At 69.4% G+C, this 20,638-nt stretch carries 16 protein-coding genes and 1 tRNA gene; 12 read left to right on the forward strand and 5 right to left on the reverse strand.

The window, feature by feature from the left end:
* Nucleotides 1-107 precede the first annotated feature (107 nt).
* Together BJY18_RS22975 and BJY18_RS22980 are read right to left on the reverse strand one after the other, a co-directional pair.
* A complete protein-coding gene (locus BJY18_RS22975; RefSeq protein WP_184781921.1) occupies nucleotides 108-1,139 on the reverse strand; it encodes a trans-sulfuration enzyme family protein in 1,032 nt (343 codons plus the stop codon).
* Nucleotides 1,140-1,224: 85 nt separating this feature from the next.
* On the reverse strand, nucleotides 1,225-4,047 hold the full coding sequence (locus BJY18_RS22980; RefSeq protein ID WP_184781922.1) for a penicillin acylase family protein: 2,823 nt from the start codon (nucleotides 4,045-4,047) through the stop codon (nucleotides 1,225-1,227).
* Nucleotides 4,048-4,194: 147 nt separating this feature from the next.
* Between BJY18_RS22980 and BJY18_RS22985 the strand changes: the two genes are divergently transcribed.
* From BJY18_RS22985 to BJY18_RS23005, 5 genes are all read left to right on the forward strand, one after another.
* Complete coding sequence (locus BJY18_RS22985; protein WP_184781923.1) at nucleotides 4,195-4,569, forward strand: FKBP-type peptidyl-prolyl cis-trans isomerase; 375 nt, start codon at nucleotides 4,195-4,197, stop codon at nucleotides 4,567-4,569.
* Nucleotides 4,570-4,693: 124 nt separating this feature from the next.
* The gene (locus BJY18_RS22990) at nucleotides 4,694-5,449 is read left to right on the forward strand and encodes a S1 family peptidase (protein WP_184781924.1); all 756 of its coding nucleotides are present in this window, start codon (nucleotides 4,694-4,696) and stop codon (nucleotides 5,447-5,449) included.
* Between the two features lie 133 nt (nucleotides 5,450-5,582).
* Complete coding sequence (locus BJY18_RS22995) at nucleotides 5,583-6,347, forward strand: S1 family peptidase (protein ID WP_184781925.1); 765 nt, start codon at nucleotides 5,583-5,585, stop codon at nucleotides 6,345-6,347.
* 37 nt (nucleotides 6,348-6,384) lie between these two features.
* Complete coding sequence (locus tag BJY18_RS23000; RefSeq protein WP_184781926.1) at nucleotides 6,385-6,720, forward strand: hypothetical protein; 336 nt, start codon at nucleotides 6,385-6,387, stop codon at nucleotides 6,718-6,720.
* Between the two features lie 76 nt (nucleotides 6,721-6,796).
* Nucleotides 6,797-8,344: a hypothetical protein gene (locus tag BJY18_RS23005; RefSeq protein WP_184781927.1), complete on the forward strand. Its 1,548-nt coding sequence runs from the start codon at nucleotides 6,797-6,799 to the stop codon at nucleotides 8,342-8,344.
* Here BJY18_RS23005 and BJY18_RS23010 read toward each other — a convergent pair whose 3' ends face one another.
* Nucleotides 8,345-10,366 carry a P-loop NTPase family protein gene (locus BJY18_RS23010; protein WP_184781928.1) on the reverse strand — a complete coding sequence of 674 codons (2,022 nt, stop codon included), beginning with the start codon at nucleotides 10,364-10,366 and terminating at the stop codon, nucleotides 8,345-8,347.
* A gap of 266 nt (nucleotides 10,367-10,632) precedes the next feature.
* Nucleotides 10,633-10,715: transfer RNA gene (locus BJY18_RS23015), tRNA-Leu, on the reverse strand.
* Nucleotides 10,716-10,845: 130 nt separating this feature from the next.
* Between BJY18_RS23015 and BJY18_RS23020 the strand changes: the two genes are divergently transcribed.
* The 7 genes from BJY18_RS23020 to pknB all read left to right on the forward strand — a co-directional run bounded on the left by BJY18_RS23020 (nucleotide 10,846) and on the right by pknB (nucleotide 20,155).
* Nucleotides 10,846-12,045, forward strand: a complete 1,200-nt coding sequence (locus tag BJY18_RS23020; protein ID WP_184781929.1) for an FHA domain-containing protein — start codon at nucleotides 10,846-10,848, stop codon at nucleotides 12,043-12,045.
* A 101-nt stretch (nucleotides 12,046-12,146) separates the two neighbouring features.
* Nucleotides 12,147-12,608: an FHA domain-containing protein FhaB/FipA gene (locus BJY18_RS23025; protein WP_184781930.1), complete on the forward strand. Its 462-nt coding sequence runs from the start codon at nucleotides 12,147-12,149 to the stop codon at nucleotides 12,606-12,608.
* Complete coding sequence (locus tag BJY18_RS23030; RefSeq protein WP_184781931.1) at nucleotides 12,605-13,981, forward strand: PP2C family protein-serine/threonine phosphatase; 1,377 nt, start codon at nucleotides 12,605-12,607, stop codon at nucleotides 13,979-13,981. The genes BJY18_RS23025 and BJY18_RS23030 overlap by 4 nt, the downstream gene beginning before the upstream one ends.
* Nucleotides 13,981-15,468 (forward strand): FtsW/RodA/SpoVE family cell cycle protein, encoded by a 1,488-nt coding sequence (locus BJY18_RS23035; protein ID WP_184781932.1) that lies wholly within the window; start codon nucleotides 13,981-13,983, stop codon nucleotides 15,466-15,468. The genes BJY18_RS23030 and BJY18_RS23035 overlap by 1 nt, the downstream gene beginning before the upstream one ends.
* Nucleotides 15,465-16,928: a peptidoglycan D,D-transpeptidase FtsI family protein gene (locus BJY18_RS23040; protein WP_184781933.1), complete on the forward strand. Its 1,464-nt coding sequence runs from the start codon at nucleotides 15,465-15,467 to the stop codon at nucleotides 16,926-16,928. Before BJY18_RS23035 ends, BJY18_RS23040 begins: the two co-directional genes overlap by 4 nt.
* Nucleotides 16,929-16,931: 3 nt before the next feature.
* Entirely contained in the window at nucleotides 16,932-18,185 is a 1,254-nt protein-coding gene (locus BJY18_RS23045; protein ID WP_184781934.1) for a serine/threonine-protein kinase, read from the forward strand.
* Nucleotides 18,182-20,155 carry a Stk1 family PASTA domain-containing Ser/Thr kinase gene (gene pknB / locus BJY18_RS23050; protein WP_184781935.1) on the forward strand — a complete coding sequence of 658 codons (1,974 nt, stop codon included), beginning with the start codon at nucleotides 18,182-18,184 and terminating at the stop codon, nucleotides 20,153-20,155. Before BJY18_RS23045 ends, pknB begins: the two co-directional genes overlap by 4 nt.
* A gap of 58 nt (nucleotides 20,156-20,213) precedes the next feature.
* On the opposite strand, the gene BJY18_RS23055 is transcribed toward pknB, so the two are convergent.
* Complete coding sequence (locus BJY18_RS23055) at nucleotides 20,214-20,555, reverse strand: effector-associated constant component EACC1 (RefSeq protein ID WP_184781936.1); 342 nt, start codon at nucleotides 20,553-20,555, stop codon at nucleotides 20,214-20,216.
* Nucleotides 20,556-20,638 lie beyond the last annotated feature (83 nt).

The raw sequence follows: 20,638 nt of genomic DNA on the forward strand, positions 1-20,638 counted from the left end.
GGATCACCGAGCCGAGGGGAATTGTTTTCCGCCGTGATCAACGGCACGGCGGAAAACGGTAACGAATGCGACCTTTCCGTCGAATACCGGTGAAGAAGTGACGGTGCTCAGCCCAGCGCGGTCAGCAAATCCCGCCACAGGTCCTCGGGATCCTCGAGGCCGACCGAAAACCGGATCAACCCGGGCGGCACGCGGTCCTCACCCGGCAGCCACGCTCGCCGCTCCACCAGGCTTTCCACCCCACCGAGGCTGGTCGCCGGGCGGATCAGCCGCACCGCCGCGCACAGCTTGTCCGCCGCATCGGCATCCGGCAATTCGAACGCGACCATCATTCCGAAACCCGGGTAACGCACTTTCGTCACCCGGGGATGCTCGGCCAGCCGCGATACCAGCAGCTCCGCGGTACGCGTTTGTTCCGCCAGCCGCACCGGCAGCGTCCGCAATCCACGCAACGCGAGCCACGCTTCCAGCGCTCCGGGAGTGGAACCGATCCGGGTTCGCGCCGCCCGCAGTTCCCCGGCCACCGTTTCGTCACGCGCGACCGTGACGCCCAGCAGGAGATCACTGTGGCCGCCGATGAGTTTGGTCGCGCTGTGCACCACGATGTCCGCGCCCAGCGAGAGCGGCTGCTGATGCAACGGCGTGGCGAAGGTGTTGTCCACGACGACCCGTCCCCGCGTGCCCCGCGCGATGGTCTCGATCTCCATCACGTCGAGCGTCGGGTTGGTCGGCGACTCCAGCCAGAGCAGGTCCGCGTCGCAGTCGAGCCACGCCTGGGTGTCGGTGGGGTCCAGCTCGGTGACGGTCAACCGGCCGAGCTGCTGTGCGTGCTGCAGCACCCCCCGCGTGACCGCGTAGCTGAACGTCGGCACCGCGATGGTCGATCCGACCGGCACCGAGTCGAGCACCGCGGACAACGTCGCGACACCCGAGCCGAACGCCGTCGCGTGCCCACCTTCGAGCGCCCCGACGACTTCCTCCAACGCGGCCCAGGTCTCCGTACCGTCCGAGCGCGCGTACACCGAGTCACCGCCGGCCTCGAACGTGCTCGTGGCCACGATCGGCGTGTTCAGCGGCGTGCCAGGACCGTGCGGCCGCCCCGCCGCGATCGCCCGGGTACGCGGAGTCCAGTCGTCCATGGCAACACGGTAACCAGGCGGTTGCCCGGCCGCAGCGACGAAAGTCACCTGCCGGCCGGGCACCGTCCTCCGCGCCTGCGCCTCGCTACTCGCGGTGCGCCGGGTACTCCACCACCTGCTGGAAAGTCGGCCGGTTCTGCGTGCTGATCTTGCCGTGCGTGATGCCGCCGAGCGGACGCTGGATCACCGTGTCCGCGCACCACTGGTCGCCCGCCGAGCAGTCGTCGTCGCCCGGGTAGACGGTGTCCGCCGGCTGGGCCGCGGCCTGGGTCAGCGAGTCGACGAGCGCGGTTCGGCACGCGTCGAGGTCACCGCCGCCGCAGTACTGCGCGCCCAGCGGGCCGGCGACCGGCTGGCCCAGCACGGTGCGCAGGTCCTTGCTCACGTAACCCCACCAGCCGTGCTGGTACGACGAACCCTGGTGTGGCTGACCGACGTGCTCGCCCGGCACCTCGTTCTGGAAACCGGACGGGCTTTCGTTGATCTGCAGCACCTTCGTCATCGCGGTGAACGCGTCGTCGCCCATCCCCGGCTTGAACTCCGCGGTGACCAGCAGCGGCCACCAGGCGTCCATGATCCGGATCGCGTCGGCGTCCTGGTACTTCTTGCTGCCGGGCTTCGATTCGACCCGCTGGTGACCGTGCTCCATCCAGGTCTTCAGCTTCGCCTCGGCGTCCGCCGCGGCGCCGGTGAGCGGGGCCTTGTCCAGCACCTGCAGCAGCAACGGAAGGATCTTCTCCGCCCGCAGGTCGGCCAGCGCGGCATCCTCCATGGCCTGGGCCAGGTTCACCCGGGTCACCTTGGTGCCGCTGGAGATCAGCGCCTTGACCCGGGAGTCGAGCAGGTCCGCGCGGTGCACGGCGGACTTGTCCGCACCGCCGGAGGCGTATTCGTCGGCCTGCGCGTTGTTCCAGCTGACGTAGTAATCCTGGTTCACCGACTGCGGATGCTCCGCCATCGGCGTGTACGCGGCCCGGTTACCCGCCGGATTCCAGCCTTGCCAGTCGAAACCCTGGTCGCCCCAGGTCGGCATCATCGGGTCGGCCTTCGGGTTGCGGACCGGGTTCGCCCCCGAGTTGAAGTAGGCCACGTCCTTCGAGTCGGCGTAGAACCAGTTGAAGGTGAAGTTGACATCGTCGGCGGCCTTCTGGAAGTCCGCCGCGGAGTGGACGAAGTCCGGATCGTTGAACTCCTGGAACCCGATCAGCGAATCCACCTCGTGGAAGTACGAGGAACGCAACGACGAGTAGGCAACCGGTTTCCCGTCGACGGTCGCCCGCGCGGTGACCGGCCCGTACTTCGTGCGGTAGCTGCGCAGCGTGTAGGACCCGGCGGCAGTGCCGTCCGCGATCGTCGGCTGCCAGGCATCCTTGCGCTCCACGGTGTCCATCGGAACGCACTTGCCCTGGTAGAGGTAGTAGTTCGAGTCCTTTGTGGCCGGTTCGCCGCTCGGCTCGCACAGCGGCAGGGCGAACGTGTCGATGATGTCCTGCGCCGAGGTCGTCGCGCTCCACGAGTAGTCCTGGCCACGGCCGAGCAGCACGTACATGCTCAGCCCGGCGAACGACGCCCCGCGCGCGCTGATGCCCGGCCCCTGAAGCTCCTGCAGCAACAGCAGCTGCGGCGCGAAGTACCCGGTCTGCGGACCGAACACGGCGACCGGGTGACCGCTGGCGGTCTTGTCACCGGACACCACGAGCGCGTTGGACATCCCGTGCTTGTCCTTGAGCATGTTCCCCGGCAGCACCCCGTTGTCGAACATGCCCCGCGCAGATTCCTGGTCCTTCGGCGCCGGCACGTCGATCTTCGCCGGGTTCTCGTCGGCGGCGGAACCGGTCTTGTCGTAGACCAGCTGCTGGCCGGTCACCGAACCCGGATCCGGCATCGCCATGCCCTGCGGATTCTCCGGAGTGTTGCCGTAGGGGAACTTCTGGCCGTCGTGCAGGGTCTTGACGGCCTCCGGGTCGCTTTCGGCACGCAGGCTCTGCCAGACCTGCTCACCCTGTTCGGCGCCGTACTTCTCCTGCAACGCCAGCTTCGCGACCGCGTTCTGCACCTCACCACCGCCACCGGCGCCGAACTGCGCACCGACCACGGAGGCGAGCACGACGAGGTCGGTGAGCTTGAACGGTTCGATGGTGCCGGCGTTGGTGATCGCGTCGACGTGCCCGGTCAGCACGTACTCGCCAGGGAAATAGCGGCCCTGGTGGGAATCGGTGATGTACTTGTTGATCCCGTCGAGGTAGGCCTGCGCGTCGGCGAGGCCCTGTTCCCCACGCGGGCCGCTGGCCGCGGCCGAGTCGATCTGCTGCTGCAGCTCTTCTTCGGTGTAGGGCGCGGCGGTGAAGAACGACTGCTCCAGCTCGCGGTTCGCGGGCGCGCCGCCGGCGTAGGAGGTCAGCTGCCCGCGGCCGACGCGGCGCATGATGTCCATCAGCCACAACCGGTCCTGCCCCGCGGCGTACCCGGCGCCGAACTCGGTGCCCGCCCGCGTGGTGCCCTTGATGTGCGGCACGCCGGTCGCCTTGTCACGGGTGATCGTCACGTCGTCGCGCGGCTTGAGCGTGCTCGCCACCTGGTCCGCCGGGACGCCGAAGGACGAGTCGTTGAAGAACTTGCCGATCGTGTCGGTGGTCAGCGTGTGGTAGCCACCGGCGAGATCGGCGTACTTGCCGAGCTGGTCGTCGGCATGCCCCGGCTGGGTGCCCAGCGCCTTGTTGGCGAGGATTTCGGCGAGCGTCGCGTTGCCGTTCTCGCCCGGCGGCAGGATGTCGTTGCACTGTCCGCCGCAGTAGTCGTCGCCGGGCAATGCGGCAGCCGCCGGCGAAGCGGTGGTGACGGCCTGCGTCAGGCCGGCCGCCAGCACGGCCAGTGCCGACATGGCCAGGAAACGGATGCGTCGTCGCATGCCGGTGCTCCCGTCGACGGTGGTCCCCCAGGTGACCCAGCGCACGCTACTTACGAGTAGGACTAGTGTGAAGACTTTTCGCGTTTATCCCACCGTTGGGAGTAGTCCGTTCGGCGCAGCCTCGAGCCCGTCGGTACGGTGCTGCGCATGACCTTGCAGAAGCCCGAAGTCGACCCGCCGACCGGCCCGCCGCCGGCCGAACTGGACATCACCGACCTCACCGTCGGGGACGGTGCCGAAGCCCGTCAGGGCAGTGCCGTCTCGGTGCACTACGTCGGGGTCTCGCATTCGACCGGCGCGGAGTTCGACGCTTCCTACAACCGCGGCGAGCCGCTGCGCTTCGCGCTCGGCGCCGGCCAGGTCATCCCCGGCTGGGACCAGGGCGTGACCGGGATGAAGGTCGGCGGCCGCCGCCGGCTGGTGATCCCCCCGCACCTGGCCTACGGCGAACGTGGCGCCGGTGGCGTGATCAAGCCCAACGAAACGCTGATCTTTGTCGTCGACCTGGTCGACGTGTCCTGACCTTCGGTCTACGGGCAGTCAGGGTGGCCGTTCGGGCACCCTGACTGTTAAACACTTTCGGAGTAATCCTTCACTCCGTTACTCTCCGAGTCGATTACCGTCTGTCTTCTCGGAGGAAGTCTTCATGCGCCTTCGCACCGCGCTGTCCGCCGCTCTTCTCGCCGCCGGGGCCGCACTGGTCTCCGCCATGCCGGCCGCCGCCGTCGCCAACGGCGCGGACGTGCCGGACGGGAAGTTCGAGTTCGCGGCGAAGCTGACCATGACCGACATCCCCAAACCGGACGGCAGTAAGTACGACAGCGCCTGCTCCGGTGCGCTGATCGCCCCGCAGTGGATCATCACCGCCGGGCACTGCTTCCACGACGTGGACCGCAACCCGATCTCCGGTCCGGTGCCGTACCCGACCTCGGTGCTGCTCGGCACCACCGAGCAGCAGGACGGGGCCGGCGAGACCCGCAAGGTCACCGACGTGCTGCAGGCCGAGACGAACGACGTCGCACTGGCGAAGCTGGACAGCCCAGTCACCGACATCACCCCGCTTTCGGTCGAGAAGTCCGCACCGACCGTCGGCCAGGAAGTCACGCTCGCCGGCTGGGGCAGCCTGACCGCGACCGATCCGGCGCCGTCGACGAAGCTGCAGCAGGGCACCATGAAGGTCGCCTCGCTCGACGACACCACGGTGGCCGTGCAGGGCGTTTCGCCGAAGAACGACACGAGCGCCTGCACCTACGACTCGGGCGCCCCGTACTTCACGTCGGACGGCGAAGGCGGCAAGCTCGTCTCGATCGAGTCGACCGGCCCGGACTGCCCCCACACCGACGCCGAGACCACTTCGCGCGCGGACGTGATCGCGGACTGGATCACCGAGCACACCGCGTGAGCCGTCGTTCGGGTCAAGTACCCGAACGACCGGATTCCTTCGCCCGACAAGGGAATTCCGCGCCGGGACCAGGCTGGTTAGCGTGGATGGCCGATCATCGGCGAGGCGCCGATGACCTGGCCGAAGGGACAGAATGCGCGTTCGCGCCGCCATCACCGCAGCAACTCTCCTCACCGCACTGACCACGTCGACCACACTGACCGCCGGCCCGGCTCTGGCCGTGGCCGGCGGTTCCGACGTGGCGCCCGGCCAGTACGGCTTCACCGCCAAGCTGGCCATGACCGGCATCCCGCGCCCGGACGGAAGCACGTACGCGAGCTTCTGTTCGGGCGCGCTCGTCGCACCGGGGTGGATCATCACCACCGGCCACTGCTTCCACGACGCGAACCGCGCCCGGGTGTCCGGCCCGGTGCCGTACCCGACCACGGTCACGCTCGGACTCGTCGACGAAGCCAAGGAAAAGGGCGTCACCCGGAAGGTCACCCAGGTACTGCAGGCCGGGCCGAACGACGTCGCGCTGGCCCAGCTGGACAGCCCGGTCACCGAGGTGACCCCGCTGACGGTGAACAAGCTCGTCCCGGGCGCCGGCCAGCGGCTGACCCTGGCCGGCTGGGGCAGCCTCACCGCCACCAACCCCACCCCGTCGACCAAGCTGCAGCAGGGCGAGGTGCAGATCTCCTCGGTGAGCGCCACCACGGCCACCGTGCACGGCGTCTCCCCGGCCGCCAGCACCAGTGCGTGCGCCTACGATTCGGGCGCGCCGTACTTCGTGCCGTCCGGCTCCGGCGGCCAGCTGATCTCGGTGGAGACCAACGGTCCGGACTGCCCGCACACGAGCCCGGAGACGACGTCCCGGGTGGACGTGCTCGCGGACTGGATCGCCGAGCACGCGAAATGAGTACCGTGGGCGGGAAACCCCGACCCGAGGAGCGCCGATGCCCGAGCCGATCCTGACCGCCGTCGCCACCGCACTGGCCACCAAGGCGGCGCAGGGGTTGTACGAGCTGGTCAAGCGGAAGTTCTCGAAGGACGAGAAAGCCGTGGCAACCCTGGAATCGGCGACCCCGGACAACCCGGCCAGCATCCAGGCCCTCGCCGAACGCCTCGACACCGAGTCCCGCGAGGACCCGGCCTTCGCGGCGGAACTGCGCACGAAGTTCGAAGTCCACCAGTCCGCAAGCGAAGGCGGCGTGAACAACCAGGTAAGCCACGTTGCCGAGGGCGGCAAGGTCGTCCAGGCACGTGACGTACACGGCAATATCAGTTTCTGATCGGCACGGAGAGCGCTCGGTAGGATCGCTCTCCGTGCCTTCATCGTCGTTCCCCGTGCCACCGAAGTGGCGCACCGTGCGAACGGAACGCACCCTGCTGGCGGTGGTCCACAACGCCACCGCGGCGACCCGGCTGCTCGACGTACTCCCGCTGTTCGCCGAGGACCCGCGGGTGCAGGTGGTGTTCACCTGCCCGGATTCGAGCGCGTTCACCCGCGGGACCGCGGAGTACCTCGCCGGGCACGGGATCCCGCTGGTGCCGTGGACGGAGGCGCTGGACGAGGACTTCGACTGGGCGTTGTCGGCCAGTTACGGCGGAGATCTGCATGAATTGCGGGCCCCATTGACGGTGTTACCACACGGAATGGGGTACAATAAATTCTTGGAAACGGGAAACGGGAAACCGGTTTTCGGGTTGTCCGAGCAGTGGTTGATGCACGAGGGCGAGGTGATCGCCGAACACCACGTCCTGTCGCATCCCGAACAGCTCGACCGGCTGCGCGAGTACTGCCCGGAAGCCGCCGAAAACGCCGTCATCGCCGGAGATTCGTGCCTTGACCGGTTGCGGGAAGCCCACGGGTTACGGGAGTCCTACCGGCAGTCCCTCGGCGTGACCGGCGAGCAGAAGTTGGTTTTGCTGTCGTCCACCTGGGGCAGGCACTCGCTTTTCGGCGCACAACCGGACCTGCCTGCCCGGATCGCCCGGGAATTGCCGCTCGACGAATTCGCCGTCGTCCTCGCTTTGCACCCCAATATCGAACACGGCCACTACCCGTGGCAATTGCGGATGTGGCTGCGTGACTGCGAACGAGCCGGGGTGCTCGTTCTCCCGGAAGAGGACCTGTGGCAGCCGGCCGCGGTCGCCGCGGACGTCACCGTCGGCGACCACGGCTCAGTGACCTACTACTCGGCCTGTCTCGGCACTCCGGTTCTCCTTGCTTCCGCCCCGCACGAGGCGGTCGATCCGGCGTCCCCGGTCGCGGCCCTGCTGCGCACCGCGCCCGAGTTGACCGGGCAAAACCTGGCAGTTCAACTCGGCACGGCCGCGCAGGCCGCGGAAATGGCCGCCGCGACCGCACTCGCCACCAGCGTCCCCGGGCAGTCCGCCGCTCTGCTGACCGAACTCGGCTACCGCACGCTCGGCCTGCCGCCACCCGAGCAGCCGGGCAGTTTCCGGGCGTTGCCCCTGCCGCGCGTCCAACGCCCGGAGCCGGGGGCCCAGTGGGTCCGGGTGCACGGCGACGAGGTCACTCGTTTCGCCGCCGCCGCAACGACCCGTCCGGCCGGCGCGCAGCTCGTCGTGCACGTCGACAGCCCGGATCCGCGCCTTCTCCGCCGCGCCGACATCCTGCTCGGCGAGCGTTTCCCCGAGCCTGGCCGGTGGATCGCGCTGACTCTCGCCGAGTTCCCCCACTGCGAATGGGTCGCCTGCCCGGCCGGTCCGGGCTGGCTGGCCGGCAGCCGCACCGGCCACGTCGTGTCCTTCACCGGTACCGACCTGCCGCAAGCCGTGCCCTCGCTGCTGTACGCCCGGGAAGGGCAGGGCCTGGGCCTGCCCGGCCGGCTGCCGTTCACCGCGGGCGGCGGCGAACACGAGACCCAGTTGACCGTCCACTACGGATAGTCAGAGCCGGTCGGTCCAGAGGCGCAGATCCACCACCTCGGCCGAGTAGCCGTGCAGCTGTGCGATGTTCAGCGCGTCCTTCGCGTGCGCCTTCGCCTGCTCGGGATAGCCGCGGGCAAGCGCCGCCTCCGCGCGCGCCCGTAAGCCGAGGATGCGTTCCCGGTGCAGCTTGGCCTTTTCCGCCGCCGGATCGAGCTCGGCCAGGTCATTCGCACCCTCGACGTAGCAGCCGGCCTCGATGAGCTTCCGGCCCTGCCACAGCCGGACCTTCACCGCGTTGTCCGGTTCGGTCCGCACTGTCTGCCAGGACTCGGCCAGCAGCTCCCCAGCCTCCTCCGGCGACACGACTTTGGCCAGGTGCATCCGGATCAAGGCGAGCCGCCGGGGATCGCCGATCTCCTCGGCAAGCGCGAGGCTGCTCCGAAAGAGCGCTTCGGCCTGTTCGAACAATTTGGCCGACTCGTCCTGTCGCCCGTTCCGGCTCGCGATCAGACCCGGCTCGAAACAGGCAAGCCCCCGTGCCTCCAGCGCGGATGCACGCTCCTCCGGGGTCGCGGCCAGCTCCGCCACCGCGGCGAACTGCTCCTGAGCGCCGGCCCAATCCCGTCGCTGCATCTGGGCGAACCCGAGCTGAGTGCGGACCAGCCCCTCGGCGAGCGGCATTGCGGCGGCCTGTGCGGCCAGCACCGCGTCCTGACTGACCGACACCAGCTCGATCGAGTAGGCGCCGCCCCGGTAAACCGGCCACAACGCCCTCGCCAGCCGGATGACGTCCTCGTGCGCCCCGGCCAGCAACGCGGCCTCTGCCGCGGCGAGCAGGTTCGCCTGCTCGGCGAACAACCAGCTCCAGGCCTCGTCGGCGGACAACGAGGCCGCAGTGAAGTCCGGCCAGATCTTGCGCGGCCACCCGGTGGGCGACGCGCACTCCGCGATGCGCAGCCCGTGCTCGGCGTAGTACCCGACCACCGCTTCGGGCAGTTCGCCGGCCAGCGTGGCGGCGTGCAGACCAGCGAGCACGGAAATCCGGTAGCGGCCGCCGAGTTCCTCGACCAGCTTGGCGGAGACCAGTTTCTGCACCGCGTCCTCGGCCTCGTATTCGTCCAGGCTGAGGACTGCCGCGATGGTGTCCGGCTGGACGTCGCCGCTGCCCGGGTGTGCGCCGAAGAACCGATACGCCGCTTGCTCGTGTTCGTTCAGCCATTCGTAGGCAACGTCGAACACTGCGCTGGCCAGCGCGCCCTTCGCCCGGATCCGCGCGACCAGCCGCTCCACTGTGCGGCCGCGCGCCGCGAGAAGCGTGCCGGCCACGTTGAGCTCCGCGGCAGAGCCGGCGCAGATCCGGATCAGCTCGTCCCGGTGCGCCGGCTCGGCCGCGAGCTTTTCCTCGCCGACCAGGTCGGTCAGCACACCCAGCGCAGCCTCCCGGCCCAATGGCTCGAGCTCGACTTCTCTGGCCGAATACCGGGTGCGCAACGCCTCGAGTCCCGAGCCGACCACGAGCACGCACGATCCGGGACAGGTCGGCAGCAAGGCCTTCACGTCCGCCGCGCTCACCACGTCATCGATCAGCAGCGCCACCTGGAACCCGGCGGTCTGCGCACGCCACATCGCCGAGCGGGCCTCGAGGCTCGCGGGCATCTCGTCCGGTCCGTACCCGAGCAGGGACAGCAACTCGGCCAGCACGTCGGCACCGGCTCGGTGGCCGACCCGCACGGAGAAGAAGCGATCGAACCGGTCCAGCTGACCGTGCAGCCAGGTTTCGCACAGCGTGGTGCGCCCACTGCCCGGAGCGCCGAGCACGAGTGCGATCGCGATCCGTCCGGTGGCCTCGTGGTGGATCTCGGTGAGCAGCTTGAGCTGCGCCTCGTTGTTCCGGTAGTGCTCCGGCGGCGCCGGCACCTGCAACACCGGCGCCTCCGGCCGCCGAGGCCCGTTGAAAACGACGTCGCCGTAGATGTTGCCCGCCTGGACGACCGCGTCCGCCTGACCGTCGAAGTAGTTCCCGCTCACCGTTCCCCCCACCCAGTCACTCCTGGACGAGGCTACCGGAAACGTAACCGTCCGTGTCCACCCCACAACACCACAGGCCCCGCCTCACGCCCCACGCTCGCTCGCTACGCCCTCCGCCCGCCCCGCCCCGCTACGCGCCCACCGCTTCGCTACGTGGGCTCCGCGCACGACGCGCCCACCGCACCGCGGGGGCCCGGGGGCTCGGCCCCCGGATACAACGACGACCGACAACGGGAAGAGCCCCCAGTCGCGCAAGCGGCTGGGGGCTCTGAACAGCGTGGGCGAGGAGGGAGTTGAACCCTCACGTCCTTTCGGACACACGGACCTGAACCGTGCGCGTCTGCCATTCCGCCACTCGCCCGAGTGCTTCTCTCTGACAGCCCGCACAGCTTAGCAGCGCTGTTCGACCGGTTTCACCGGGGGCCTGCTGAACCCTTCCTCTCCCGGATAGGATCGCTGCGGAAGCACACGTGTGAGGAGGTCAGTCCCCGGTGGGCCGCGTTGAGCGTTTCGACAGACGCCTCGAGAACCTGGTGGGGAATACCTTCGCGCGCATGTTCGGTGGCAGTGTCGTCACGCAGGAAGTGGCGGTGGCGCTCGAGCGGGAAGGCGAGGAGAACGTACGTGAGCTGGCAGGCGGTCGGCAGCTCGCCCCGAATCACTACATCGTGTCCTTGGGGTCGGCTGACCACGAACGCATGGCCGGCGACGAACAGCGGGTCACCAGGGTTCTCGCGGAAGCCGTGGCGGAACACCTCGCCGAGCAAGGCTGGGACACTTATGGTGACGTCGTCGTATCACTCGAGCGCAACGAGGCGCTGCATACTGGACAGTTCAAGACCCGCTCGTCCGTCGATCCCGACGCCCGCGCCCGCGCGGGTGGTGGCTCGTCACGGTCGGCACGACCCAGCAACGCAGGAGACCCAGCAATGAGCCAGCCCCCCGGCTACGGCCAATACGACCAGGGTGACCCGTACGGCCAGCAGGGCCAGTACGGCTACGGACAGCAGGGTGGCCAGCAGCCCGGGTACGACCAGGGTTATGGCCAGCAGGGCGGTTACGACCAGGGCTACGGCGCCCCGCAGGGCGGCTACGACCAGTACGGGCAGCCCCAGCAGGGCTATGACCAGTACGGCGGCCAGGGTGGTTACGACCAGGGTTACGGCCAGCCTCAGGGCGGCTACGACCAGTACGGCCAGCCCCAGCAGGGGTATGACCAGGGCTACGGGCAGGGCGGCTACGGCACCCCGCCGGGTGGCCAGCCCGCCTACGACCCGGGTTACGGCCAGCCGCAGCAGGGTGGCTACGACCAGTACGGCGCCCAGGGCGGCTACGGCCAGCCTCCGCAGGACCCGTACGGCCAGCAGGGTGGTTACGGCCAGCCGCCGGCTCCCGGTCGTCCGGTGGCGGCGAGCCTGCAGCTCGACGACGGTTCGAACCGCACCTACTCGCTCAAGCAGGGCGGCAACGTGGTGGGCCGCGGCCAGGACGCCGACTTCCGGCTGCCCGACACCGGGGTCTCGCGCCGGCACCTGGAGATCACCTGGGACGGCCAGAGCGCCACGCTCGCCGACATCGGCTCGACCAACGGCACCACCGTGAACGGCACCCCGGTGCAGACCTGGCAGCTCGCCGACGGCGACGTCATCCGGGTGGGTCATTCGTCCCTGGTCTTCCGAACCCAGGGCTGACCGCAGGTCCTTCACGGGGTTCCCGCAGAATTGTCGTGCGGGGGATCCGCGGTGCGCGTTGCACCGCGGCTTGCAGGCAGAGGCGGGAGCGGACACAACAAGTGCCAGAGCTGGTCGTTCAACTCACCAGAGTGGGCTTTCTCGTGCTGCTCTGGCTCTTCGTGTTCGCCGCGTTGCGGGTCGTGCGTTCGGACCTGTACGCGGCCTCCGGCATGCGGGTACAGGTGCCGTCCTTCCGCCGCAACAAAGAGAAGAAGCCGCGGGGCAGCAAGGCCCCGCAGCAGCTGCTGGTGACCCACGGGGCGCTGGCGGGAACCCGGATCGCACTCGACGGCAGGCCGATCCTCATCGGCAGGGCCGACGACTCGACGCTGGTCCTCGACGACGACTACGCGTCGACCCGCCACGCCCGGATCGCCCTGCGCGGGGAGGACTGGTACGTGGAAGATCTGGGTTCGACGAACGGGACCTACCTCGACCGGGCTAAGGTCACTGCACCACTCCGGGTCCCGCTCGGAGTCCCCATCCGGATCGGCAAGACGGTGATCGAGCTTCGCCCATGACTCTCGTCCTCCGCTACGCAGCCCGCAGCGACCGGGGCCTGGTGCGTTCGAACAACCAGGACTCCGTGTACGCCGGCCCCCGCCTGCTCGCACTCGCCGACGGAATGGGCGGGCACGCTGCCGGTGAGGTGGCCAGCAAGGTCGTCATCGCCTCGCTCGCCCCGCTCGACGACGACGAGCCGGGCGATGACCTGCTCGCCCAGCTCCGTGATGCCGTGCAGAACGGCAACGCGGCGATCGCCGAGCTGGTCAGCCAAGACCCCGACCTCGACGGCATGGGCACCACGCTCACCGCGGTGTTGTTCGCCGGCAGCAGGCTCGGCCTGGTGCACGTCGGCGACTCCCGGGCCTATCTGATGCGCGGTGGCCAGTTCGCGCAGATCACCCGCGACGACAGCTTCGTCAACGAGCTGCTGGAGCAGGGCCGCATCACGCCCGAGGAGGCGGCGGTGCACCCGCAGCGGTCGTTGCTGCTCAAGGCGCTCACCGGGCACGAGGTGGAGCCGAGTCTCACCGTGCGTGAGGCACGGGCGGGTGATCGCTACCTGATCTGCTCCGACGGCCTGTCCGGCATGGTCAGCGACGAGACGCTGGCCGAGGCGGTGCAGATCGCGGATCCGCAGGACTGCGCCGACCGGATGATCGAGCTGGCCCTCAAGGGCGGCGGCACGGACAACGTGACGGTGGTCATCGCGGATGTGGTGGACGTCGACTTCGGCGACGACGCCCCCATCGTGGGTGGCGCGGCCGGCGACGGCAGCGACGAACTGCACCAGGGGGATTCCCCGGCCGCCCGGGCCCGCGCGCTGACCCAGCCCGCGCCCACGCCGCGGGCGGAGCCGCAGGCTTTCGAGGAGGACCCGAAGACCAAGCGGCGGAAGCGGTTCCGCTGGCTGGTGGGCGCGGTGGTGGTGCTGGTGGTGCTGGCCGCGGCGGCCATCGCCACCCGGTACTTCGTGCTGAGCCAGTACTACGTGGGTGAGGGGCCGGACGAGGAGGTCGTGATCTACCGCGGTGTCCCCGGCAGCATCCTCGGCGTTCAGCTGCACACCCTGGAGCAGGGCTCGTGTCCGCCAGGGCAGTTGTGCACCGACAAGCTGCGGGTGCCCGCGCTGCAGGAGGACGCCCGTGCACTGGTGCGCAACGGCGTGAAGCGCGACAGCCTGGACGACGCACGCAAGTACATCGACGACTTCCTGCGGCTGAACAAGCAGCTTTCGGACTGCAAGCAGTCCGCTCCGCCGTCGTCGGGTGGTGCCCCGTCCAGCAGTGCCGCCCCGCCGTCGTCCGGCGCGCCGTCGTCGGCGAACCAGCCTCCGGGGAGGGACTGCGCGGCGTCGGGTACGACGCCGACGACAGGAGGCGGTAGCTGATGGGCCAGCCGCTGGCCGACCCGGTGTCCGCTCAGTTCGCCACCAACCCCCCGCGTGACCTGCCGAACCGCCGCAACACCGAGCTGATGCTGCTCGCGTTCGCCGCGGGCCTGGTCACCATCGCGCTGGTGCTGGTGGAGGCCAACCAGGAGCAGGAGCTGACGCTTTCCATCCTGTGGCTCGGCCTGGCCTACCTCGGCATCCTCAGCGCCGCGCACCTGGCCGTGCGCCGCTGGGCGCCGTACGCGGATCCGGTGCTGCTGCCGTGCGTGGCACTGCTCAACGGCATCGGCCTGGTGATGATCCACCGGATCGACCTGGCCAAGGCGGAGAAGGCACTGCAGTCCGGCAAGGAGTTCAGCCCGGAGGTCACGAAGCAGGTCCTGTTCACCGTCGTGTCGCTGGTGTTGTTCGTGGTCGTGCTGGTCGTGGTCAACGACCACCGCACGCTGACCCGTTACGGCTACACCTTCGGGCTGATCGGCATCGTCGCGCTGGCGCTGCCCGCGGTACTGCCTTCGAGCCTGTCCGAGGTGAACGGCGCGAAGGTGTGGCTGAAGCTGCCGTTCTTCTCGATCCAGCCGGGTGAGTTCGCGAAGATCCTGCTGATGATCTTCTTCGCCTCGTTCCTGGTGTCGAAGCGCGATCTGTTCATGGTGGCCGGCAAGAAGTTCCTCGGGGTGGAGCTGCCGCGCGCCCGTGACCTGGGCCCGATCCTGATCGCAGCGGCCGCCTCGATCGGCATCCTGGTGCTCGAGAAGGACCTGGGCACCTCACTGCTCTACTTCAGCATCATCCTGGTGATGCTCTACGTCGCGACCGAGCGCGTGATCTGGGTCGTGGTGGGGCTGTCCTTCTTCGTGGCCGGCTGCCTCATCGCCTACAACCTCTTCACGCACGTGCAGCAGCGCGTGGAGAACTGGCTCAACCCGCTGGGTCCGCGCTACGACGAGCTGGGCGGCTCCTACCAGCTCGCGCAGGGTTTGTTCGGTCTCGGCACCGGCGGGGTCGGCGGTACCGGGCTCGGCGCCGGCCGTCCCGACATCGTGCCCGCGGCGAGCACTGACTTCATCACCGCCTCGATCGGCGAGGAGATCGGCTTCGTCGGGCTGGCCGCGGTGCTGATGCTGTACCTGCTGATCGCGATGCGCGGAATGCGCAGCGCGCTGGCGGTGCGTGACACGTTCGGCAAGCTGCTCGGCGGCGGGCTCGCGTTCACCATCGTGATGCAGATCTTCGTGGTCGTCGGCGGCGTCACGGCCCTGATCCCGGAGACCGGGATCACCGCGCCGTTCCTGTCCCAGGGTGGTTCCTCGCTGCTGGCGAACTACATTCTGGTGGCCCTGCTGCTGCGCATTTCCGACGCGGCCCGCAAGCCGGCCACCCGGCCCAAGCCGCAGCAGCGCCAGGCCCCGATCGCCGAGGCACACACCGTGATGGTGCAGCGCCCGCCCGCCGCCGGTGAGACGAACGGGAGGACGACGTGAACACGCCGCTGCGCAAGGTCGGCATGGCGATGCTCGTGATGGTCGTGCTGCTGCTCGGCACCGACACCTACGTGCAGGTGGTGAAGGCCGACGACTACCGCACCGATTCGCGCAACCAGCGCGTGCTCTACGACGAGTACTCCCGCCAGCGCGGTCAGATCGTGGCCCCGGACGGCACCATCCTCGCCGGGGTGAAGCCCTCCGACGACAAGTTCAAGTTCACCCGCACCTACACCGACGGCCCGATGTACGCGCCGGTCACCGGCTACTACTCGATCAACTACGGGGCGGGCGGCACGGAACGGGTCGAGGACGACGTGCTCAACGGTTCGGATCCGCGGCTGTTCGTCCGCAGGCTCTCGGACATGGTCACCGGCCGCGACCCGCGGGGCGGGAACGTGAAGCTGACCATCGACCCGAAGGTGCAGAAGGCCGCCTACGACCTGATGACCCAGCGCGGCTACACCGGCGCCGTGGTGGCGATGGAGCCGAAGACCGGGCGGATCCTGGCGATGGTGTCCACCCCGTCCTACGACCCGAACGCGCTCGCCACGCACGGTTCCGATCAGAACACCGCGTGGAAGAAGTTCACCGACGATCCGGCGAATCCGTTGATCAACCGGGCGATCAGCGAGAACTACCCGCCGGGTTCGACGTTCAAGCTGGTCACCGCCACTGCCGCGCTGGAGTCCGGGATCGGCCCGGACACCCAGGTGAGCACCGCGCCGAACGTGCAGCTGCCGGGCACCAGCACGACGCTGGAGAACTACGGCGGCGAAACCTGCCCCGGCAACACGTTCAAGGACGCGCTCGCGCATTCGTGCAACGTGCCGTTCGCGACGTTCTCCGGTCAGCTCGGCGCGGACAAGATGAAGGCCGCCGCGGCGAACTTCGGCATCGGGCAGAGCGATCTGACCGTGCCGCTGAAGGTGGCGCAGTCCACCGTCGGTTCGCTCGACTCGCAGGGCGCGCTCTACCAGAGCGGCATCGGCCAGCGCGACGTGCGGCTGACCCCGCTGCAGGACTGCCTGCTCTCGGCGACCGTCGCCAACGGCGGCATGGCCATGAAGCCGCAGCTCGTGCAGTCGATCCTCGCCCCGGACCTGTCCACCATCGACGACGTCGATCCGGAGCAGCTGACCGGCAAGCCCGCGCTGTCGGCGGAGAACGACAAGATCCTCACCGACATGATGATCGCGTCGGAGGGCTTCACCAAGGGCGGCGGCAAGGACCCGGCGCTGAAGATCGCGTCGAAGACCGGCACCGCCGAACACGGCTCCGACTCCAAGAACACCCCGCCGCACGCCTGGTACACCGGGTTCGCGCCGTCGGACGACCCGCAGATCGCGGTGTCGGTCATCGTCGAGAACGGCGGCAACCGCGGGCTGGCCGCGACCGGTGGCTCGGTGGCCGCCGAGATCGGCCGCGCCGCGATCGCCGCCCACCTCGGGGGTGGATAGCCGATGCTGTCCTCGGGTCAGCTGCTGGCCGAGCGCTACAAGCTGACGAACCGGATCGCCGTCGGCGGGATGGGCGAGGTCTGGCAGGCGAGCGACACCCGGTTGGACCGGGTGGTCGCGGTCAAGGTGCTGAAGGCCGAACTGTCCGGCGACGCGGAGTTCCTGCACCGGTTCCGGACCGAGGCGCGGATGACCGCGTCGCTCAACCACGCCGGGATCGCCGCGGTGCATGACTACGGCGAGACGGTCAACGAGGACCTGTCCGTCGCCTACCTGGTGATGGAGTTCGTGGAGGGGGATCCGCTGGCGGGCATCCTCGCCCGGCACGGGCGGCTGACCGCCGAGTACACCCTGGACCTGCTGGAACAGGCGGGCAACGCACTGCAGGCCGCGCACGAGCGAGGTCTGGTGCACCGTGACGTGAAACCGGGCAACATCCTGGTCACCCCGACCGGGCAGGTGAAGATCACCGACTTCGGCGTGGCGAAGGCCGCGGACGCGGCACCGGTCACGCGCTCTGGCATGGTCATGGGCACCGCGCACTACATCGCGCCGGAGCAGGCGCTCGGGCACGACGCGGAGCCGGCCAGCGACGTGTACTCGCTCGCGGTGTGCGGGTACGAGTGCCTGGCCGGGCACCGGCCGTTCCTGTCCGAGAACGCCGTGACGGTCGCGATGATGCACATCCGCGACGTGCCGCCGCCGCTGCCGCCGGACGTTCCGCCGGGGCCGCGTGCGGTGATCGAAGCAACGCTGGTGAAGGATCCGCGGCAGCGGTACGCCAGCGGTGGCGAGTTCGCCGCCGCGGTCGCCGCGGTCCGCGCCGGCCACCGGTTGCCGCCACCGTTCGGGCTGGTGGGCGCCGGTTTCCCGGCGGCGCAGGCACCCGTGGTGCCGCCGCCCGTACCTCCCCCGCCCGCGCCGGGAGTGCCCCCGGCCGCGGCGGGCCCGATCGGACCCGGCTCCAACCCTGCGTTCCGGCCGTTGGCCGGCCCGCCCACGCCGCCGCGGAGGCGTGGCCAGTGGGGCTGGTGGGTGCTGCTGGCGGTGATCGTCGTCGTGGTCCTCGCGGCCGCGGTGTTCGTGATCACGCGGGTGGCAGCGTCCGGCAACGGAGGAACCCCGCGGAGCGTGGACACCAGGAGCGGACCGACGACAGGCAGACCGACCCCGGCCCGGACCGGACCGAGCGAGCACGACGGCGTTGCGGGCATGATGACCACACCCTGGACGGAATGGAACGGCACACAGAGATGAGCACACCCAGACTGCTCTCCAATCGGTACGAGCTGGGCGACACGCTCGGCTACGGAGGTATGTCCGAGGTCCACCACGGACACGACGTGCGTCTGGGCCGGGAGGTCGCGATCAAGGTCCTGCGTGCGGACCTCGCCAGGGACCCCCAGTTCCAGGAGCGGTTCCGCCGGGAAGCCCAGAACGCCGCCGCGCTGAACCACCCGGCGATCGTGGCCGTGTACGACACCGGCGAGACCAACACCGACGTGGGGCCGCTGCCCTACATCGTGATGGAGTACGTCGAGGGCCGGACGCTGCGCGACATCGTGAAGACCGAGGGTCCGATGTCGCAGAAGCGTGCCATGGAGGTCATGGCCGACGTCAGCGCCGCGCTCGACTTCTCGCACCGGCACGGCATCGTGCACCGGGACGTGAAGCCGGCCAACGTGATGATCACGAAGAACGGCGCGGTCAAGGTGATGGACTTCGGCATCGCGCGGGCGATGCACGACGGCCAGTCCGCGATGACCCAGACCGCGGCGGTGATCGGCACCGCGCAGTACCTGTCGCCGGAGCAGGCCCGCGGCGAGTCGGTCGACGCCCGTTCCGACGTCTACGCCGCGGGCTGTGTGCTCTACGAACTGGTCACCGGAGAGCCGCCGTTCACCGGGGACTCGCCGGTCGCGGTGGCCTACCAGCACGTGCGGGAGGATCCGCATCCGCCGTCGTCGGTGAATCCGGCGGTGTCGCCGGAGCTGGACGCGGTGGTGCTCAAGGCGCTGGCCAAGGGCCCGGCGAACCGGTACCAGTCGGCCGCCGAGATGCGCTCGGACCTGGTGCGCACGCTGTCCGGGCAGCGGCCGTCCGCGCCGATGGTGATGTCCGAGGACGAGCGCACCCAGGTGATGGACGCCGACCGCCGGATCCCGCCGCGCTACGAGGAGTACGCCGACGAGCCGGACGAGGACCCCCGGGCGAAGCGGCGGCGCCGGACCATCTTCGCGGTGCTGGCCGCGGTGCTCGTGGCCGGTGTGGTGCTGATGGTGCTGTGGCTGTCGAACGCGTTCCGCGACACCGAGAAGACCGCGCAGATCCCGTCGGTGGTGAACCAGCCGGTCGTGTCGGCGAAGGCGCAGCTGCAGAGCGCGGGCTTCTCCTCGTTCGCGGAGAACAAGAAGGTCGTGTGCGGGGTGACGCCGGCCAATCCCGGTGACCAGTCGTGCAACGAGGACCAGATCGACAAGGTGCTCGACATCGACCCGGCGGTCGGGTCGACCGTGTCGACCACCACCCAGGTCACGCTCACCGTCGGGGTGCGGCCGAACTCGGTGCAGGTGCCGGACCTGCAGGGCAAGTCCCAGGAGGAGGCCAGGCAGGCGCTGGAGTCGAGCAAGCTCGAACTCGGCGACGTGACCCCGCAGACGGTGGACGACCAGAGCGACGTCGGCAAGGTCGTGTCGCAGGATCCGACCGCGAACTCCTCGGCCGCCGAGGGCACGAAGGTGAACATCACCGTCGGTTCGCAGGTCGCGCTCAAGCAGGTGCCGGACACCACCGGCAAGACCTACGACGAGGCGAAGCAGATCATCACCGACGCCGGGTTCAAGGCGGTGCGTGAGGACCAGGATTCGGACGAGCCGAAGGACACGGTGATCGGCCAGCAGCCCAACGGCGGCAGCCTGGCGCCGGGCAGCAACGTGACGCTGACCGTGTCCAAGGGTCCGCAGGAGATCCAGATGCCGGATCTGACCGGGATGACCCAGGACCAGGCCGTGCAGGAACTGCAGAAGCGCGGCTGGTCGGGCAAGGTCAACATCCAGTCCACGCACACCGGCACCGGTCAGCCGAACACCGTGGTCAAGCAGAACCCGTCGGACGGCACGACGATCAGCAACACCCAGACGGTCACGCTGACGATCCTGGAGGACGACGGCGGGATCATCCCGACGTCGCAGAGCCAGCCGGGCGGGTTCTTCCCGGGCGGCGGCTGATCCCGAGACGAACGAGGGCCCGCACGGCACGCGCCGTGCGGGCCCTTTCTCGTGGTACTCAGCGCTGCTCGAGGAACGCCCGGACGCTGGCGAGGACCTCGTCCGCGTCGCTGCCGGCACCGCAGTCGAGGTCGAGTTCCTCGACCGCGCCGGAGCGTTTCACGGTGAGCGAGACCCGCCGCTCGTCGCGCAGCCGGCGCAGCCAGCCGAAGAGGGAACGGCAGAGCGTACCGACCGAACGGCTGCTCAGCACGACCACCACGCTGTCGCCTGCCGGTCCGGTCATCTCCGCGAGCCGTACGAACCCGGCCAGCTCGTCCTCGGCATCCAGCCAGGACGCCAGCTGCCGCACCTCGTCCGCGGACCCGTCGACAGTGATCGCGGCAATCCCGGCCGGCACAGGCTCTCCCCTCGAGGGCGGATCGGACGGCGCGAGGGTAGCCGACGCCTGGGCGGACGGGAACCCCTGTCCGTAAATTGCCG

The sequence above is a fragment of the Amycolatopsis jiangsuensis genome, from assembly GCF_014204865.1.
Taxonomy (GTDB): Bacteria; Actinomycetota; Actinomycetes; order Mycobacteriales; family Pseudonocardiaceae; genus Amycolatopsis; species Amycolatopsis jiangsuensis.

What these genes read in the sequence shown, in the direction of transcription:
- BJY18_RS23030 (WP_184781931.1), top strand. Translation starts at nt 12,605, where the DNA reads ATGACTCTCGTCCTCCGCTACGCAGCCCGCAGCGACCGGGGCCTGGTG.
- BJY18_RS22995 (WP_184781925.1), top strand. Translation starts at nt 5,583, where the DNA reads ATGCGCGTTCGCGCCGCCATCACCGCAGCAACTCTCCTCACCGCACTG.
- BJY18_RS22975 (WP_184781921.1), bottom strand. Translation starts at nt 1,139, where the DNA reads ATGGACGACTGGACTCCGCGTACCCGGGCGATCGCGGCGGGGCGGCCG.
- BJY18_RS23045 (WP_184781934.1), top strand. Translation starts at nt 16,932, where the DNA reads ATGCTGTCCTCGGGTCAGCTGCTGGCCGAGCGCTACAAGCTGACGAAC.
- BJY18_RS22990 (WP_184781924.1), top strand. Translation starts at nt 4,694, where the DNA reads ATGCGCCTTCGCACCGCGCTGTCCGCCGCTCTTCTCGCCGCCGGGGCC.
- BJY18_RS23000 (WP_184781926.1), top strand. Translation starts at nt 6,385, where the DNA reads ATGCCCGAGCCGATCCTGACCGCCGTCGCCACCGCACTGGCCACCAAG.
- pknB (WP_184781935.1), top strand. Translation starts at nt 18,182, where the DNA reads ATGAGCACACCCAGACTGCTCTCCAATCGGTACGAGCTGGGCGACACG.
- BJY18_RS22980 (WP_184781922.1), bottom strand. Translation starts at nt 4,047, where the DNA reads ATGCGACGACGCATCCGTTTCCTGGCCATGTCGGCACTGGCCGTGCTG.
- BJY18_RS23035 (WP_184781932.1), top strand. Translation starts at nt 13,981, where the DNA reads ATGGGCCAGCCGCTGGCCGACCCGGTGTCCGCTCAGTTCGCCACCAAC.
- BJY18_RS22985 (WP_184781923.1), top strand. Translation starts at nt 4,195, where the DNA reads ATGACCTTGCAGAAGCCCGAAGTCGACCCGCCGACCGGCCCGCCGCCG.